Source organism: Anoxynatronum sibiricum, assembly GCF_039414295.1.
Taxonomy (GTDB): domain Bacteria; phylum Bacillota; class Clostridia; order Peptostreptococcales; family Tindalliaceae; genus Anoxynatronum; species Anoxynatronum sibiricum.
This window is the reverse complement of sequence record NZ_JBCITM010000002.1, coordinates 126,725-144,287: the sequence shown is the minus strand read 5'-3', so window position 1 is coordinate 144,287 and position 17,563 is coordinate 126,725. Positions and strand designations below refer to the sequence as shown.

13 protein-coding genes and 1 riboswitch are annotated in these 17,563 nt (G+C 42.2%); of the genes, 9 read left to right on the top strand and 4 right to left on the bottom strand.

What is annotated here, in order from left to right; genetic code table 11:
• Window positions 1-3: 3 nt before the first annotated feature.
• Window positions 4-1,176 (bottom strand): cation:proton antiporter domain-containing protein, encoded by a 1,173-nt coding sequence (locus AAIG11_RS02610; protein WP_343184715.1) that lies wholly within the window; start codon window positions 1,174-1,176, stop codon window positions 4-6.
• Window positions 1,177-1,261: 85 nt separating this feature from the next.
• Window positions 1,262-1,324, bottom strand: a riboswitch (Fluoride riboswitch).
• Window positions 1,325-1,708: 384 nt separating this feature from the next.
• Between AAIG11_RS02610 and AAIG11_RS02605 the strand changes: the two genes are divergently transcribed.
• From AAIG11_RS02605 to AAIG11_RS02565, 9 genes are all read left to right on the top strand, one after another.
• Window positions 1,709-2,701, top strand: a complete 993-nt coding sequence (locus AAIG11_RS02605) for an isocitrate/isopropylmalate dehydrogenase family protein (RefSeq protein ID WP_343184922.1) — start codon at window positions 1,709-1,711, stop codon at window positions 2,699-2,701.
• Complete coding sequence (locus AAIG11_RS02600) at window positions 2,691-4,139, top strand: citrate/2-methylcitrate synthase (RefSeq protein ID WP_343184714.1); 1,449 nt, start codon at window positions 2,691-2,693, stop codon at window positions 4,137-4,139. The genes AAIG11_RS02605 and AAIG11_RS02600 overlap by 11 nt, the downstream gene beginning before the upstream one ends.
• Before the next feature lie 173 nt (window positions 4,140-4,312).
• A complete protein-coding gene (locus AAIG11_RS02595; RefSeq protein ID WP_343184713.1) occupies window positions 4,313-5,497 on the top strand; it encodes a trans-sulfuration enzyme family protein in 1,185 nt (394 codons plus the stop codon).
• A gap of 497 nt (window positions 5,498-5,994) precedes the next feature.
• Window positions 5,995-7,338 carry a tRNA (N6-isopentenyl adenosine(37)-C2)-methylthiotransferase MiaB gene (gene miaB / locus AAIG11_RS02590; RefSeq protein ID WP_343184921.1) on the top strand — a complete coding sequence of 448 codons (1,344 nt, stop codon included), beginning with the start codon at window positions 5,995-5,997 and terminating at the stop codon, window positions 7,336-7,338.
• A 43-nt stretch (window positions 7,339-7,381) separates the two neighbouring features.
• Window positions 7,382-10,144, top strand: a complete 2,763-nt coding sequence (gene mutS, locus AAIG11_RS02585; RefSeq protein WP_343184712.1) for a DNA mismatch repair protein MutS — start codon at window positions 7,382-7,384, stop codon at window positions 10,142-10,144.
• 60 nt (window positions 10,145-10,204) lie between these two features.
• A complete protein-coding gene (mutL, locus tag AAIG11_RS02580) occupies window positions 10,205-12,166 on the top strand; it encodes a DNA mismatch repair endonuclease MutL (protein WP_343184711.1) in 1,962 nt (653 codons plus the stop codon).
• 157 nt (window positions 12,167-12,323) lie between these two features.
• On the top strand, window positions 12,324-13,289 hold the full coding sequence (gene miaA, locus AAIG11_RS02575; protein WP_343184710.1) for a tRNA (adenosine(37)-N6)-dimethylallyltransferase MiaA: 966 nt from the start codon (window positions 12,324-12,326) through the stop codon (window positions 13,287-13,289).
• 51 nt (window positions 13,290-13,340) lie between these two features.
• Window positions 13,341-13,592, top strand: a complete 252-nt coding sequence (hfq, locus tag AAIG11_RS02570) for an RNA chaperone Hfq (RefSeq protein WP_343184920.1) — start codon at window positions 13,341-13,343, stop codon at window positions 13,590-13,592.
• 19 nt (window positions 13,593-13,611) lie between these two features.
• Window positions 13,612-14,883, top strand: a complete 1,272-nt coding sequence (locus AAIG11_RS02565; protein WP_343184709.1) for a methionine gamma-lyase family protein — start codon at window positions 13,612-13,614, stop codon at window positions 14,881-14,883.
• Between the two features lie 105 nt (window positions 14,884-14,988).
• Here the strand turns inward: AAIG11_RS02565 and lexA are convergent, their stop codons facing one another.
• The 3 genes from lexA to scpB all read right to left on the bottom strand — a co-directional run bounded on the left by lexA (window position 14,989) and on the right by scpB (window position 17,562).
• Complete coding sequence (gene lexA / locus AAIG11_RS02560; RefSeq protein ID WP_343184708.1) at window positions 14,989-15,609, bottom strand: transcriptional repressor LexA; 621 nt, start codon at window positions 15,607-15,609, stop codon at window positions 14,989-14,991.
• 110 nt (window positions 15,610-15,719) lie between these two features.
• The gene (locus AAIG11_RS02555; protein WP_343184707.1) at window positions 15,720-16,895 is read right to left on the bottom strand and encodes a tyrosine-type recombinase/integrase; all 1,176 of its coding nucleotides are present in this window, start codon (window positions 16,893-16,895) and stop codon (window positions 15,720-15,722) included.
• Window positions 16,896-16,995: 100 nt separating this feature from the next.
• Complete coding sequence (gene scpB / locus AAIG11_RS02550; RefSeq protein ID WP_343184706.1) at window positions 16,996-17,562, bottom strand: SMC-Scp complex subunit ScpB; 567 nt, start codon at window positions 17,560-17,562, stop codon at window positions 16,996-16,998.
• Window position 17,563: the final 1 nt, after the last annotated feature.

Here is a 17,563-nt window from a genome sequence, read left to right as displayed (position 1 = left end):
GAATTACAAAAGATTTTGGCTGCCCCACTGAATTCCGAAGGCTCCAAGGGGAGCTGTTATAATAATAGACATCACAGCCAACGCAAGAATCTGATCTCCGTGGATTGCCCCTGCTGCAAGCGGCAGTGCGCCAGTTGCTGCCTGCACCGTTGCTTTCGGCAGATAAGCGATAATACAAAACCCAATCTCTCTGAAGGAGTAACCTTCCCGAGACACTGAAAGGAATACACCCAGACTTCGGGCGGTCAATCCGCAGACAATAATGAGCACTCCCCACCAACCGGCTTCGAGTGCAAGCGAAAAGTTAACGGCTGCACCCACCATGACAAAGAGCAGTATTTCTGCAAATATCCACACCTTTGATAATTTGTCTGAAAGGGCTTTTGCAACCTGTGGTTTTCGTTCGAGAATAAGAAATCCGGTGAACATCACACCTAATAGTGCAGCCATAGGAATTCGTTCATGGAATGCATCTTCAGCAGCTGTCATTAAAACACCAGTCCCCACTAACAAGAGTACTTTTTTTGTGTGTCTGATATCATATGCATTAAAAAGCCACAAAAGCATTTTGGCTACAAGACCGCCAACGATTAAACCGTTAATGATAGACAATGGAACAGAGGCTATTTGCCAAGCCAGATGAAAGGACTGGCCGCTGAATATGCTAATGAAAGAGGAAAGTATCGTTATTGCAATGACGTCATCAAGAGAAGCACCTGCCAGAATCAGTGTGGGAATCCGTTGATTAATGTTTTTCTGCTGGTTCATCAGTGCAAGCATAGCTGGTACAATGACCGCTGGTGAGACAGCTGCAACTATGAAACCCAGCATACCAGCTTCCAGAAAAGGAAATGCCAGCCAGTGCATGGCAAACAATGTGATCACAGTTCCTTCCAGCATACAGGGAAGCACACTCATTTTTAGAGCTTCGGAGCCGACCTCATTTAAATTGTCTCGACTGATACCCAGACCTGCTCTCAGCAGAATAATGATAAGCGCAATCTTTCTTAGATCACCGGAAATGGCTAAGGTCGTCGAATCAATCAAGTTGAATCCATACGGTCCTAAGATGATGCCCAACAACAGCAATCCCAATAGGCCAGGCAGCTTTATTTTTTGAAACGCTTTATGAAATAGTAAACCAAGTAAAGTGATCAGTGCGAAGCTTAATGCCATTGAGCGACACTCCTTTTAATTGAGATAGATTAATGTGATTTCGACGCAAAAAAATCCTGTAAATGCCGGTGAGATTACGTTGACGGCATTTACAGGAGTCATCATCTGCAGAGCAGCTTTTCGGGTGAACTCCATCACCCTTAGAAATCCATATGTACGCAGTATATCATAGATCGGCATGGATTTCAAATTATGGAAAAACACCATGATCCCATGCGCATACCTTCGTTAAACAATAATCGGTTCCCTGGTGGAGCCGGTTTTTATATTTCAATAAATGATTGTAAAATGAAGTGGATAATAAACACAGCGAAATAAAATGCAAGTCAAGCACATGGATATTGCATTAAAAGCAAATATACATTTAAAATATCCAATTAAATGATTGACAAAGACAGTGAACTTGCATATAATTTGATTAAAATATCCGAAAAAAGAATGCTAACGAGCGTCAAATTTCATTTAAACAGATGAATGGCTATCAGTAAAATTATAGTTGGCAAAAAATGAGGAGCAGCGAAAGGAGAATACCATGTATAAGGTAGTTTTAATTCCAGGTGACGGCATCGGTCCTGAGGTGGCTGAAGCAACTCGCAAAATAATTGGTGCAACAGGCGTTGAAATCGACTGGTTGGTGGTTGAAGCCGGAGCTGCAGTTCTTCATAAAACAGGTGAACTGATCCCTCGGTCAGTATTTGATGCTATTGAAGCACATCGCGTGGTTTTGAAAGGGCCAATTACCACACCCATTGGAGGCGGCTTTAAAAGCATAAATGTACTATTAAGACAACAATATGAACTGTACGCTAATATGAGACCAGTGATCAGTTACCCGGAGATTGGAAAATATTCAGAAGTTGATCTGGTTATTTTCCGAGAAAATACTGAAGATTTATATGCGGGTCAAGAGGTACGGGTATCAGATGACGAAGTCCATGGTATCAAAGTGATCACACGTCAAGCTTCAGAGAATATTGTCCGAGCAGCATTCGAATATTCAAAACAAAAAAAACGTCAGAAAGTATGCGCCGTACATAAAGCAAATATCATGAAGATGGCAGACGGACTCTTTTTGGAAGCAAGCCGGAGTGTGGCTGCTGACTATCCTGATATAGAGTATTCAGAAGTTATCGTAGATAATATGTGCATGCAGCTGGTCATGTATCCGGAAAAATTTGATGTCATTGTTACAGAAAACCTTTATGGAGATATTCTTTCTGATTTGGCTGCTGGTTTGGTGGGTGGACTGGGTCTCATTCCCAGTGCAAATATTGGGAAAGATTGTGCCATTTTTGAAGCCGTTCATGGAAGTGCACCAGACATTGCCGGTAAGGGAACTGCTAACCCCATAGCTCTGACATTAAGTGCAGCCATGATGCTGGATTATTTGGGAGAAACAACTGCAGCATCAAGAGTTCGCACAGCCGTTTATCAGGTATTGAAAGCAGGCATAGATTTGACGCCTGATCTTGGTGGAAAAGGAACAACAAAAAAGCTAACGGAGGTTGTTATTGATGCCTTATGATCTCGCAATTACATCTGCTTCAGCTGCAAAAATAAACAATGCTGCTGATGACACGCTGGCAACAAATTTATTAAAGAGAAATGTTTCGAGCTTTCGTGAATCTGTTTCCTTTGCATCATTAACTGAAAAAGTTGCAGCCAACAATGTGATTCATCCATCTTATTATGAACAATACGAAGTGAAGCGAGGATTGCGTAACAGCAATGGAACTGGCGTTCTTGTTGGTCTGACTCAAATCGCTGATGTCCACGGCTACCTCATGAATGAAGAGCGAAAAGTTCCAACGACGGGAAAGCTGTATTATCGAGGTATTGACATGACAGACTTGATGAGACGATGTCAGGAAGAGGAACGCCATGGTTTTGAAGAAGTGGCATATTTAATTCTGTTTGGCGAACTGCCTGTTGTGACAGCGTTGGAAGACTTTCAGGAACTATTGGACACAAGTAGATCACTGCCCCGTAATTTCACTGAGAATATGATTTTGAAGGCCCCCAGCAAAGATATCATGAACAAGCTTCAACGGAGTGTGCTGGCTTTCTATTCTTATGATGAAAATCCAGATGATATAGGTGTGGCTAACGTTCTCAAGCAAAGTATCGAACTGATTGCCCGGTTTCCCACAGTTATTTCCTATGGTTACCAGGCAAAAGCACATTACTTTGATGGCAAGAGTCTCTATATTCACGCTCCAGTGTCTGGCATTGGAACAGCAGAAAATATACTTCATATGATCCGAAAAGACAATCAATATACAAAAAATGAAGCGGAAATTTTGGATCTCTGTTTGGTGATTCATGCAGAGCATGGTGGCGGTAATAATTCTGCTTTTGCAAATCGAGTGGTTTCGTCCAGTGGTACCGATACTTACTCAGCTATTTCAACTGCTGTTGGGTCTCTTAAAGGACCAAAACATGGTGGTGCGAATAAACAAGTAAAATCCATGGTAGATGATATTAAACAAAACTGTCACAACTGGCACAAAAGAGAGGCTCTCAAAGATTATCTGATAAAAATACTGAATAGAGAAGCATACGATGGAGCAGGGCTCATATATGGAATGGGTCACGCTGTGTACACCATAACAGATCCACGTGCAGAATTATTGCGGGAGAAAGCACATGATTTGGCCAGAGAAAAAAATGCAGAAGAAATGTTCAATCTATATTATCACATTGAAACCATCACAAAAGAAATACTTTGCGAAGTGAAAGGGCCAGATTTTACCATTTGTGCCAATGTTGACCTCTATTCTGGATTTGTATATGAATTGTTAGGTATTCCTGAAGAGTTATATACGCCACTTTTTGCAACTGCCCGAATAGCAGGGTGGTGCGCACATCGCATTGAACAAATCATCAGCGATAATAAGATAATGCGTCCTGCGTATAAAAGTGTTTCTCCAATAACTGACTATGTTACACTAAATCAGCGTTAAGAATACTGATAAATAATAGACTTATGGGAGCTGCTCCTTCGGGAGTGGCTTTTTATTTGAACCTTATGACGTAATCACCTATAATAGTTTTAACGGATGAGAAAGCCTGCACATCAGACGGAGAATATTACATCAAATAAAAAGAAATATTCTAAATGAGAGGAAGGACTGAAATGGAAAAAAGGATGCAGACTTATCTGACACATATGGGAAGCAAACTGCCAGACTCTGTCTCAAGACCCAAATCACTGCCAATCACCATGAGTTCTGTTTTTGATTTCGAAGATGTGGAAATGCTCGATCGGGTTTATGCCGGGGATGCACCTGGCTACATCTATTCCCGCAATGGAAACCCTGTACATGATGCCCTGAAAGAAATCATGTCACAGATTGATGGTGGCGAAGCTAGCGGCGTCTACGCATCGGGTATGGCGGCAATTACTTTGTCCATCCTGGCGCATGTGGAGACGGGTGATCACATTGTTGCTGCCAATGTTCTTTATGGCGGTACTTATTCATTTATGAAAAACGAACTAAATCGCTTCAATATTGACGTCACTTTTGTGTCTCCAACGATCGAATCAATTACTGAGGCTGTACGTCATAATACTCGCCTGCTTTATGTTGAAACGATTTCCAATCCGATGATGGATGTTGTGGATCTAGAAAAAATGGTTGAAATTTGCAAGAATTGCGGGATCAAGCTTATTGTGGACAATACATTTGCCACAGCTGTTATTTGCAGACCGTTAAATCTTGGAGCTGATGTCGTGGTATATAGTGCCACAAAATACATTTGTGGACATAGCGATGTCACCGGGGGGATAGTCGTCACTCAAAAACGAGCGGTGATGGATAAAATTGATGAAATCGCTGCTTTATATGGTCCCATGATGAGCCCTTTTGATGCGTGGTTGCTGGTGAGAAGCTTAAGAACCTTGGAGTTGAGAGTTCGACAACATTCGATTAATGCCATGCAAATGGCTTCTTATCTGGAAAAACATCCGAAAGTTGAAAAGGTTTACTATCCAGGGCTTGCCAAATCGCCTACCCATGAAATCGGGAAAAAACTATTTCAGAAGGAGCTATTTGGAGGCATGTTGAGTTTTGACCTGAAAGGTGGAGAAACCGCTGCTTATCAACTCATTCGCGATTTGGACAGTATCAGACTTGTTCCAAGCCTTGCAGGCGTATCCACGACACTTTCATATCCGGCGAAAACGTCTCATAGAGCTCTCGATGATAAAGAACTGAAACGGGCAGGTATTTCGGCAGGCACATTGAGACTGTCCAGCGGACTTGAAGATTTTGATGATATCGTGGCAGAATTTGAAATAGCGCTGAATAAGCTTCCGTAAATGAAAGAAAGAAATAACATCAAAATGCTGACTCAAAATCAATGAGTCAGCATTTTGATTATTGCGGCTCAACCTTATGGTTGAGCGGGTGGTTGTCCACCAAAACATTCTGAAGGAACTGAAGTCTGTTCATTGAGTTCTTTTGGAATATTCTGAAGCTGTTTGCTGAAGCTTTCTGTCGAACCAGCAGGTTCCAGAGGTACCATTGGGGATATGCCTCACTGACGCCCACCACCAGACATCATATTTTGAGGAACAGGGGTGACACCTGATTCTGAAAGATCGATGACGGTGTTTTCAAGTGGTACGCTTACTAGTAGTAAGCCATCCCTACTAATAAAGATTATTACCATTGTCAATTCGAGCAACGGCAACTTCATGCTTTTCAAGATAATATGTGAAATATTCGACACAGGTCTCATAATGAAGAGGCCTTCCGATTAAGAGTGAAATAGGGTACAATGATAAAAGATATTTGAAGGATGGTGTCGAATGTGATAATGAATGAAAAGTGTTTTCATATTAAGACCTATGGGTGTCAAATGAATGAGCATGATTCCGAAAAACTGGCTGCCATGTTAGGGCAAATGAACTATTTGGAAGCCGACAGTCTTGATCAGGCAGACTTAATCATTCTTAACACCTGCTGCGTTCGCGAAAATGCAGAACTGAAAGTATATGGAAATTTGGGAGAATTGAAGCACTTAAAAGAAAAGAACCCTGATCTGATTCTGGCCATTTGTGGTTGCATGATGCAGCAAAAACATGTGGTGGAAAAAATCAGAAAATCTTATCCTTTTGTGGATTTAATTTTCGGCACTCACAATCTACACCGATTTCCAGAGTTGCTGGCCAATTCCCAGTCAATGGAAGGGTTGCTGGTGGAAGTATGGGACAATGAAGAAGAAATAGCAGAAGATCTCCCGGTGGAGCGCAAACATGTTTCAAAAGCGTTTGTTAATATCATGTATGGCTGCAACAATTTTTGCTCTTATTGTATAGTGCCCTATACCAGAGGACGAGAACGCAGCAGAGAGCCAGAGAAGATATTGGAAGAAATTCATCAACTGGCCGTCCAGGGGACGGTAGAGGTAACATTGCTCGGTCAGAATGTCAACTCCTATGGGAAGACTTTAGGTGGGAAAGTCGATTTCGCGGATTTGCTGTACTTAATCCATGATGTACCCGGCATTCAGCGGATCAGATTCATGACTTCACATCCGGCAGACTTCTCAGAAAAATTGATGGAAGCCATGGCCAGTTTGAAAAAGGTCTGCAATCATCTTCATTTGCCGGTGCAGGCGGGAAGCAATCAGATTCTGAAAGAAATGAACCGAAAGTACACCCGCGAAACGTATCTTGATAAAGTTCAGAAACTCAAATCAAAGATTCCCGATATCGCCATTACCACTGACATAATTGTGGGGTTTCCGGGAGAAACTGATGAAGATTTTGAAGATACTTTAACGCTGGTAAAAGCAGTGGGTTATGATGCAGCCTTCACCTTTCTGTACTCAGTGAGAACTGGGACTCCGGCAGCGGAAATGAAAAATCAGGTGGCAGATGAAGACAAAATGCGACGGTTCAATCAACTGGTTGCAGCGGTTAATGAGATGGGACTGGCGAATAATCAACGGATTATTGGTGAAACACTGTCCGTACTGGTGGAGGGAATCAGCAAAAATAACCCTGATCGCCTTACCGGACGAACAGAAACGCATAAATTGGTTAATTTTGCAGGAAGAAAAGAATTAATTGGACATATTGTACCGGTAACAATCACTGATGCGAAGACTTTCTCGTTATTGGGTGTATGCCCATTGGAAGATGATGATGTGTAATCAATGCGAAAGCTATTGGCACGCATCTTGAGGAGTGGTGATATTGTCAGGACTAACACCGATGATGCAACAATATCAGCAAATTAAGGCAGCATACCCGGATACGTTGTTGTTTTATCGACTGGGTGATTTTTACGAGCTATTTTTTGAAGATGCACAGGTAGCTTCAAGAGAACTGGAAATCACCCTTACAGGGAGAAATTGTGGAAAAGAGGAGCGGGCGCCCATGTGCGGTGTTCCTCACCATTCGGCACAGGGTTACATCGATCGTTTAATTCGAAAAGGCTATAAAGTGGCTATTTGTGAGCAGACAGAGGATCCAGCCATGGCCACAGGCATTGTTCGCCGAGAGGTCGTTCGCGTCATTACACCTGGTACAGTGACTGATTCCAGTCTTCTTGATGAAAAACAGAATCATTATCTTGCTGCCATCACATTAACAGGATCAAAATGGGCATTAGCTTTTGCTGATCTTTCCACCGGTGAAATGTCTGTCATGATTCAGTCGGAAGAAAGTACGGTTGAAACTCTATTAAACGAACTGGGGCGTATTAGGCCGGGTGAAATATTGGCAGATGCCGTTAATGATACTACTTTGAATAATGAAGATGCTGCCTCCCCGTTGCAACGTCTTCATAAATGGAGTCAGGGAGCAGGCATTTTTCTGACAGATGCCCGTTCTTACCGGGAAATGGCTCTCTCTGACAAAACTTATGAGCGATTGTACCGACAATTTCAGAGACCTGAGACAATAGCTGTTTTAGAGCAGTTGTCTGATAAAGCCATTGAGACGTTGGCGGTGCTTTATGAATATATTGAAAGCACTCAGAAACGAACATTGGAACACTTTACCCACATTCAGCTTCTTGTGCATCAGAAAACCATGGTGTTAGATCTTCATACCCGTCAAAACCTCGAACTGACAGAAACACTACGGGATAAACAGCGAAAAGGTACACTTCTATGGGTGCTAGATAAAACCAAAACAGCGATGGGTGGAAGAATGTTGAGGAGATGGGTAGAAGAGCCCTTACTTGATGCCACTGCCATTAATCAACGATTAGAAGCGGTCACATACTTTCTGGATCATCCATTGATCCGACAAGACATTCGAAAGTTGCTTCAATCAGTCTATGATCTGGAAAGACTTATCGGAAAAATATCCTTCCAAACAGCCAATCCAAGAGATCTTTTGGCACTGAAACAAACGCTGATCAACATTGCCCAAGTTCAAAATCGTCTTGGCAGCAGCACGGGCAGCCAACTGATTGACCAGCAAATGGGCCTTGTGGATCCTAAAGAGACATTAATCGATCTGCTGGATAAATCGATCCATGAAGAAGCTCCACTGCAAATCAAAGATGGTGGTGTTATTAAAGAAGGCTATCATCAGGAAATTGATGAGTTGCGAAGTGCTGCGAAAGAAGGGAAACAATGGATAGCCACTTACGAAAAAAATGAGCGGGATGCAACGGGCATTAAAAACCTGAAAACTGGATTTAACCGAGTATTTGGTTACTATATTGAAGTAACCAAGTCTAATGTTCAATTAATACCAGAGTATTACCAGCGCAAGCAAACACTGGCCAACTGTGAACGATATATTACAGATCCGCTGAAAGACCTTGAGGCCAAGATTTTAGGAGCAGAAGAAAAAGCTTTTTTGCTTGAATCCAGGGTATTTTCAGATATTCGAGATGTGCTTAAGACTCATATTGCTGATCTTCAGCAAACAGGTCGAGCCATTTCCACGATCGATGCAATTGCAGCGCTTGCAGAAACGGCCTTTCAAAACCGATATCAATGCCCGAAGGTGGAAAATCACAGTGGCATTACTATTCGAAACGGACGCCATCCGGTGGTTGAAAAAACCCTTCAGCATCATCAGTTTGTTCCTAATGATACCACGATCAATCAACAGCAACGGTTTATCCACCTCATTACAGGCCCCAACATGGCTGGTAAATCGACTTACATGCGTCAGGTGGCACTGATTGTCCTCATGGCCCAGATGGGATCTTACGTGCCTGCTGATGCCGCCCATATTGGTGTGGTGGATAGAGTTTTCACCCGAATTGGTGCCAGTGATGATCTATCTCAGGGACAAAGTACGTTTATGGTTGAAATGAGTGAAGTATCATCTATATTGCGATCAGCGACGCACCGAAGTTTGATCATTCTTGATGAAGTGGGAAGAGGTACCAGTACTTATGATGGTTTGAGTATTGCATGGTCAGTGATTGATTATTTGCACGAAAACATCGGCGCCAAAACACTATTTTCCACACATTACCACGAACTAACTGAACTGGAAGAAACCTTCGCCGGTGTGGCGAATTATCGGGTAGCTGTCAAAGAAAAGTCCCATGAAGTCATTTTTTTGCGCAAAGTGATTGAAGGAACGAGTGATAAAAGCTATGGGATTCAGGTTGCCAAGCTGGCGGGGTTGCCGGAAGAGGTTCTGGAAGAGGCGAAAGCTATTTTGAACGTACTGGAAAATAGGTTTGACGCTTCACAGCCTCCCATTTCCATCTTTGAAAAAAGACAGGAGTGCGTCAAAGTAAAAGCGCCGGCTTCCCAAATACTTCCGCAGGTACATCCACTCCCTCAGCATACTCGAAATTCGCAAATTCACTACAAGAAACTGAAGAATTACCTCGGATCCATACAGGATTTGGATGTAATGACAATGACACCGTTAGAAGCACTAAATAAGCTTTATGAACTGCAAAAGGAATCAATAAATCTATTGGAAAATACCCTTTCAGATCAGGAAGAACAGAATAAATCAATCAGAATTCCATAATCCCTGTGTATGTTGCAGTCACCAGATTGATGATCTGAGTCAACGTTGGGAGGTGTTAAGATGACACACAGCATTCGGCAGTTGGATGCCCATATGATTAATCAAATCGCGGCTGGAGAAGTAATTGAAGGTCCTTTTTCAGTGGTTAAAGAGTTGATGGAAAATGCCATTGATGCAAGAGCAACGATTATTCAGGTTGAAATACAGCAAGGAGGCAAACGTTGCATAGTGGTTACTGACAATGGGACAGGTATTCCGGGAGATGAAATTGAAATTGCCTTTAAGTCACATACCACTTCAAAACTGCGCACTATTGATGATCTGCAGCATTTGCATACACTGGGGTTCAGAGGTGAAGCACTGGCAAGCATAGCGGCAGTTTCAAGGGTTGAAATCACCACAAAGCAACAATCACGCATAAGTGGCTACAGGGCCATCTTTGAAAGTGGGCAGATGACGTCAATGGAAGAAACAGGTTGCCCAGATGGAACCCGGATCATCGTCCGGGATCTTTTTTATCAAACGCCGGCACGCCTTAAGTTCATGAAAAGCGATGGTGCAGAATCAGCACGTATATCCGAGTTGATCACACGGTTAGCGCTAAGCAGACCAGATATTGCCTTTCAGTACATCAACAATAATAATATTACGTTAACTACCCGAGGTGAAAATGGGCTTTCGCCTGCTGTTTTGTCGATATTTCCAGAAGAAATTGGTCGAAATATGTTTGAAACAGCTCAAAAAACATACTTTCTTGAGAACTATCGTTTATCAATCAGTGGTCTGCTGTGCCAACCCCATGCATCAAGAGGAAATCGTCAGTATCAGTTCTATTATGTGAATGGCAGAAGTGTACGCAGTGAAGTGTTGACACAGGGACTTGAGCAGGCTTATGAAGGTGCCTTGATGGTAAATCGCTTCCCTCTATGTGTTCTCTATATTGACATTACTCCAGAACTATTGGATGTTAACGTTCATCCATCAAAAGTAGCCATTAAATTTCAGTATCCACAATGGATCGTTGAGTCACTAGGTGATTACGTTAAGCAAGCACTTCAAACACAAACTACCATGGTTCACTCAGAACCATCCAGGACCTACGGTTTGGCTCATACACATGCATACGGCAAGTCACTATCAGGAGAGCAATTTCATTTGCAAAATCTGCAGCGAAGGTCTGATAAGATTGAAACAACCAACAAGGCATTGTCTGAGTCTCAAAGGGAGCAAAATGATGAATCATTGAATCTGAAAACTGATTTCATGCCAGATAGAGAGAAACGTGATGCGTTTAAACCTGATAACAGAGTGGTTCAGACATCTGCTCAATTTGAAGTCAGGCAAACTGAAGTGCATTATACTGCATCACATACGAATGTCATACCTCCCACGTCACCAATCAATCCCGCACTACAATCACAACAACAGTTTCTGGATGAAGTGCTGACAAATCGTCAATACCATCTTTTGGGGCAGGCTTTTAAGACATATATTATGCTTGAGTCAGGTGAGTATCTTTATTTAATTGATCAGCATGCTGCCCACGAACGCATCATGTATGAATCATTGTTAAGCGAGGCCCGTCAACAGGGTGTGGCAATTCAGGAACTAATGGAAGGACCCATCATAGACTTATCGATCTCAGAAATGGATTGGGTGATGGCTCATAATAGCAAGTTTAAACAAATGGGCTTTATTCTTGAATTATTTGGTCACCAGTCTGTTCGAATTACCGGTGTGCCATATCAAATGGGATTGCCGGCAGAAATCAACTTTTTAAAGAGTCTGATTGATGAGTTCATGAGAGAAGAGTGGCAGCATCATCCGCTACCTCTGGAAAAACTCATTAGACATGCTTGTCGACTTGCCATTAAAGCACACGATTCATTGAATCGCATGGAAATGACGGCCCTTTTAGATCAGATGATTCGTCTTCCGATTCCACTTACATGTCCACATGGACGCCCAATCGTTCTAAAAATGCGGGATTACGACCTTGAAAAACTCTTTAAGAGAGTTTAAGGAATGGATACATGGGTCTTAAGACGTGTTTGTGACTTGTGGATATTGAAATAGTAGACAGATCCGTTGGAATAATGGAAGATGATAACGAGTCTTCTGACAAAGTGATGTCAATTAACAAAGGAAAATTCCCTCAATTGTGAAAGGACGCATCTTTATGGCAACTTCGGAGCAACGACCTTTGGTTGTGATTATTACCGGCCCAACAGCAGTAGGCAAGACACATGTAAGCATCTTATTGGCACATCTAATCCACGGAGAAATTATTTCTGCCGATTCCATGCAAATATATCAACATATGGATATTGGAACGGCAAAGTCAAATGAAGAAGAACAAATGGATATTCCACATCATCTGATAAATTTGGTTAGTCCTGATCAACGTTTTACAGTAGCTGACTTTCAGCAGATTGCACTTCTAAAAATTGATGAGATTCTTCAGCGGGGTGCTGTTCCAATTGTGGTTGGAGGTACTGGCTTGTATTTACATTCCTTATTGTATCAGATGGATTTTTCCAGAGTAAACGGAGCGTCTGAAATTCGTCAACAGTTGGAAGAGGAAGCTGCACAGAAAGGCAACCACATACTCTACAAACGGCTTCAAATACTTGACCCCGCAGCAGCCCAACGCATTCATCCGCATAATGTCAAACGAGTGGTGCGCGCACTTGAAATAATAATGGAATCGGAAGAGGGCATCAATGATTTTTCAAACGAACTCACCCGAAATGAGAGATATCGATTTCTGACTTATGTTATTAATGAAGATCGCCAAGCCCTTTATCAACGAATTAATCACCGAGTGGATATGATGTTGAAACAGGGGCTTGAAGCGGAAGTACGTCATTTGCTGGATAATGGCTTTTCGGCCAAAGCACCTGCTTTATTGGGTGTCGGCTATAAAGAAATAATTCGTTATTTTGAGGGAGAATTTGGGTATGAAGAAGCCGTAGAAATGATTAAGCGAAACAGTCGACGATATGCCAAGCGACAATTGACCTGGTTTAAGAAGCTTCCTGAAGCCACATGGCTTTCCATTGATTCAGGCGAAAAACGGCAAATAGCGATGCATCGAATGGCAGACATCATCAGCCGCCAAATCAGAAAAATGATGGAAGGTTAAACAGGGAAATAATCCTGATCCAGCTAAAAAAACACAGAGAGGGGCAACATAATAATGAAGAACAGCATTAATCTACAGGATGTATTTTTAAATCAGGTGAGAAAAGAAAATACCCCCATCACTATTTTTCTGATGAATGGTTTTCAACTGAGAGGACATGTGAAAGGATTTGACAATTACACCATTGTACTGGACAGCGAAGGAAAGCAGCAAATGATTTACAAACATGCCATCTCGACTATCATTCCTGCAAAATCCGTGAACTTTTATCAGGCTCAACAGGACCCGGTGGAATCACTCTAGTTGAAGGGAGTTATCACATATGCAGGAAACCGAAGAGATTCTCCAGAAATTAGGGATCAGCTCGCGGGTTATTCGCTTGGTGAAAGCCGCAGAAGAAGCAGTTGAACCACTTTTTCGCAATCGGGAGAGCATTAAGGAATATAATCAGTATAAAGTATTGAGCGCCATGCAACAGGCTCAGTTGAGTGACCATCATTTTCAATGGTACACAGGTTATGGGTACAATGATCCTGGAAGAGAAAAGACGGAGGAGATTTTTGCCTCCGTTTTTGGTGCGGAAGACGCATTGGTCAGGCCAAACATTGTTAATGGCACACATGCTCTAAGTCTGGCGCTTGCAGGAAATCTATTTGCAGAAGACTCTTTACTGTGCGTCACTGGGGCGCCATATGATACGTTGCATCAACTGATTGGTCTAACTGGAGAGTATCCAGGAAGCTTAATGAAATCGGGTGTGCACTACCGTCAAATTAATCTAAAACCAGACAATTCTTTGGATCAACAGGCAATTAATCAGGCTATCCTGGAAAAAAAACCGACAATGGTGTATTTTCAACGATCTACAGGGTATTCATTTCGCCCTGCTTTATCATTGACTGATCTCGAAAGTCAGATTCAACAGATAAAACATCGCTGGCCAGAAATCATCATTATGGTGGATAATTGCTATGGCGAATTCTTAGACTTGAAAGAACCTATTGAATTGGGTGCAGATCTCATTGCTGGTTCACTGATCAAAAATCCTGGAGGCGGAATTGCATTAACAGGCGGGTATGTGGTGGGAAAAGCTGAACTGGTAGAACGCGCTGCCAGCAGACTAACTGCGCCTGGAATTGGTAAAGAATGTGGTTTAACTTTTGGAACAACGCGTACAGTATTGCAAGGGCTCTTTTTGGCGCCCATGATTGTATGTGAAGCAGTTAAGGGAGCTATTCTTGCGGCAAAAGTATTTGATAGTGCCGGTTACCAAGTTCAACCCACTTGGAATGCTTCCCGCAGCGATATTATACAAGGTGTTCAGTTGAATACGCCTGAAGCTGTGAAGGCATTTTGTCAGGGAGTACAGGCTGCTGCACCAGTGGATCATCACGTAACACCCATTGCGTGGGATATGCCAGGCTATCAGGATCCTGTCATTATGGCGGCAGGTGCCTTTATCCAGGGATCATCCATTGAACTAAGTGCCGACGGACCCATGCGTCCCCCATACCAGGTATATTTTCAGGGAGGGCTCACCTACCCACATGCAAAATTTGGGGTGATGAAAGCCCTTGATGCAGTGATTAAATGATAGACATTTGAGTCATATATCAAAACGCCGGGTTGCAGTAACCGTTCGACTTCGAATGGTCACTGCAACCCGGCGTTTTGATGATTATTATTATCTACGTATTCATCAATAGCGTCGTAGCAGGCCGATCACTTTACCAATAATGGAGACTTCTTGTACAATAATAGGTTCCATTTCAGGATTTTCAGGCTGGAGTCGATAATAGTCTTTCTCTTTAAAGAAACGTTTAACGGTTGCTTCATCATCCAGCATGGCAACGACGATATCACCATTGACTGCATTTGATTGTTTCTGAACCATAACGAAGTCATCACTCATAATACCGGCTGTTATCATACTGTTTCCTCTAACCTTCAAAAGAAAGATTTCTTCATCGGAGTTGACAAAATGATGAGGTAAAGAGAAGTATTCTTCAATATTTTCCACAGCCAGTATAGGTTCGCCCGCGGTAACAGTTCCAACAAGGGGAATATTCAACGGATTTCTGACGGCGGTTTCATTTCTGAAAGGTGTATCAAATATTTCTATTGCCCGTGGCTTTGTGGAGTCGCGTTTCATGTACCCTTTCTTCTCCAGATTGATCAGGTGGTTATGGACAGTGGAAGTTGAGCGAAGATTCACAGCCCGTCCAATTTCTCTGACTGAAGGAGGATATCCCTTTTCCCGCAGTGTTTGTTTCATATATTGAATGACTTCTCGCTGTTTAAGCGTTAAATCTTCGTACATGGGAAGGCTCCTTTCTATCAACAAGGATTAATTCACATAATATGATTATAGCATAGTCATTTACGGAATTCAAACAAACGTTCTTATCACCGGTGATTTGATAGGGGTATTTATGATTGATCGATATCATTGGATTCTTTATCCAGCCATTCAAAATTTTTAACTATCTCTCGTTTGACATCTTTTTTATGGGCAGCATATAATTGTGTTGTTGTTACATTATCATGGTCCAGTAAGTTTTGAACATCAAAGATCGAAAATCCCTGCTGAATCAGAGAAGTAGCAGCAGTAGCTCGAAGCTTGTGTGGACTGAATCCGTTTTTGGAGGTAGTGCCCAGAACCAGTGCTGTGTATTTCTTTACCAGATTTTGTATGGTGCGTATCGTCATTCGTTTCTTTTGAAGTGATAGGAATAATGCATCACGATGATCATGATCCACAATTTCATCTGAAGGACGTTCTTTGTTGAGATAATCTCGGATGACGCGTTCGCAGGACTGGTTGATAGGCATCAGAGATTCTTTGCCTCTTTTTCGATAAATTCTAAATTCACCACGACTAAAGTTGAATGATGAAATATTCAGCTGGTGAAGTTCTGTGACACGAAGACCATATGTTAAAAAGAGCACTAAAATAGCACGATCACGAAACCGTGTTTTTACCCAATATTTTTTCTCCTTTTCTGACAATTGCACACCCGTTTCTACAAGATCAAGTAAATGAACCACTTCATCAATATCCAATCGTTTAATAGCATCGGGCTGTGGCTTGGGAAGCTGAATGGGGTTAAACCCGTCTGTGATGTTCATTTGGAGCCATCCATCCCGATAAAGGTTTTTAAACAACACAGATAGAGAAGACTTTTTTCGTGCCAGCGCACGTTGATGGTTTTCCATGACCCGAATCTGATGGGCTTCCTGAATAGTATAGCGTTGACAATATTGACCGATGAAATAATTGATATCCCGTGCAGTAATGGATCTAAACTCATCGAGCGAGATTTCCTGGACGCTTGCCGCCTGAGTGAGTGATGTTTCCTCAACCAGGTACTGGCAAAAAAAGACGATATCTTCCAGATATGCAAGTCGAGTTGATGGCGCCACAGCATTCCGTAAATATAAAAAAAAATCCTGCATAAATGTCGGTAGCTTTTGCTCCGTTTCCATACTTCGTTGAATCAAGCTTTGTTCACGAAATACAATGTGATCAGGTTTATCAGATTTATTGTGAACATGAAGCGGCCGCTTGATTGCTGGTTTTGTTGATGAGGATAATTTGCGTTTCATGGAAATCACTCCCATAGAATATTCCATTGAACTGCGTAACTATTCGCTAAATACGCATTTAAAGAATAGTACCACAGAGCAGTATTTTTATCACAAGAGATCAATCGATGCTTTCTTGGGGCTCTTCACCACTCGCACCTTGTTCATCACTCTGGAAAAACGCACTTGTATCCGGCAGCTCACTTAGGGATGTGAAACCAAAAGTTTTTAAGAAATGCGACGTTGTTCCATATATGATTGGGCGACCAATTTTTTCCAATCGTCCCTTATCTTCAATCAGATGTTTTTCAAGCAGAGTGCGTATCGCCTGGTCGCATTTAACGCCACGTATATCTTCAATTTCAGCCTTTGTAATGGGTTGTTTATAGGCGACGATGGCAAGTGCTTCCAGAGAAGCCTGAGAAAGTGTCTTATAACTTCGGGGGGTGATTAGTTTTTCCAAGTAAGTAACATAAACCGGGTTGGTGGCCAGTTGGTAGTCATCTTCCATTTGCAGCAGAATCATGCCTCTATGATAAAAAGCATAATCTGCACGCAGTTCGCTAAGAAGCTCCCTGGTTTCTTTAAGCGAGAAGCCCGTCGCTTTGGATAGTTCTGGTGCGTTGATGGGCTCAGAATAGGCAAAAAGGAGTGCTTCCAGAACAGCTTTTTGTTTTTCTCTTTCCAAA

Excerpts from the sequence above, each read along its gene's own strand:
- AAIG11_RS02610 (WP_343184715.1), bottom strand. The coding sequence starts at position 1,176 with ATGGCATTAAGCTTCGCACTGATCACTTTACTTGGTTTACTATTTCAT.
- AAIG11_RS02605 (WP_343184922.1), top strand. The coding sequence starts at position 1,709 with ATGTATAAGGTAGTTTTAATTCCAGGTGACGGCATCGGTCCTGAGGTG.
- AAIG11_RS02600 (WP_343184714.1), top strand. The coding sequence starts at position 2,691 with ATGCCTTATGATCTCGCAATTACATCTGCTTCAGCTGCAAAAATAAAC.
- AAIG11_RS02595 (WP_343184713.1), top strand. The coding sequence starts at position 4,313 with ATGGAAAAAAGGATGCAGACTTATCTGACACATATGGGAAGCAAACTG.
- mutL (WP_343184711.1), top strand. The coding sequence starts at position 10,205 with ATGACACACAGCATTCGGCAGTTGGATGCCCATATGATTAATCAAATC.
- miaA (WP_343184710.1), top strand. The coding sequence starts at position 12,324 with ATGGCAACTTCGGAGCAACGACCTTTGGTTGTGATTATTACCGGCCCA.
- AAIG11_RS02565 (WP_343184709.1), top strand. The coding sequence starts at position 13,612 with ATGCAGGAAACCGAAGAGATTCTCCAGAAATTAGGGATCAGCTCGCGG.
- lexA (WP_343184708.1), bottom strand. The coding sequence starts at position 15,609 with ATGTACGAAGATTTAACGCTTAAACAGCGAGAAGTCATTCAATATATG.
- AAIG11_RS02555 (WP_343184707.1), bottom strand. The coding sequence starts at position 16,895 with ATGAAACGCAAATTATCCTCATCAACAAAACCAGCAATCAAGCGGCCG.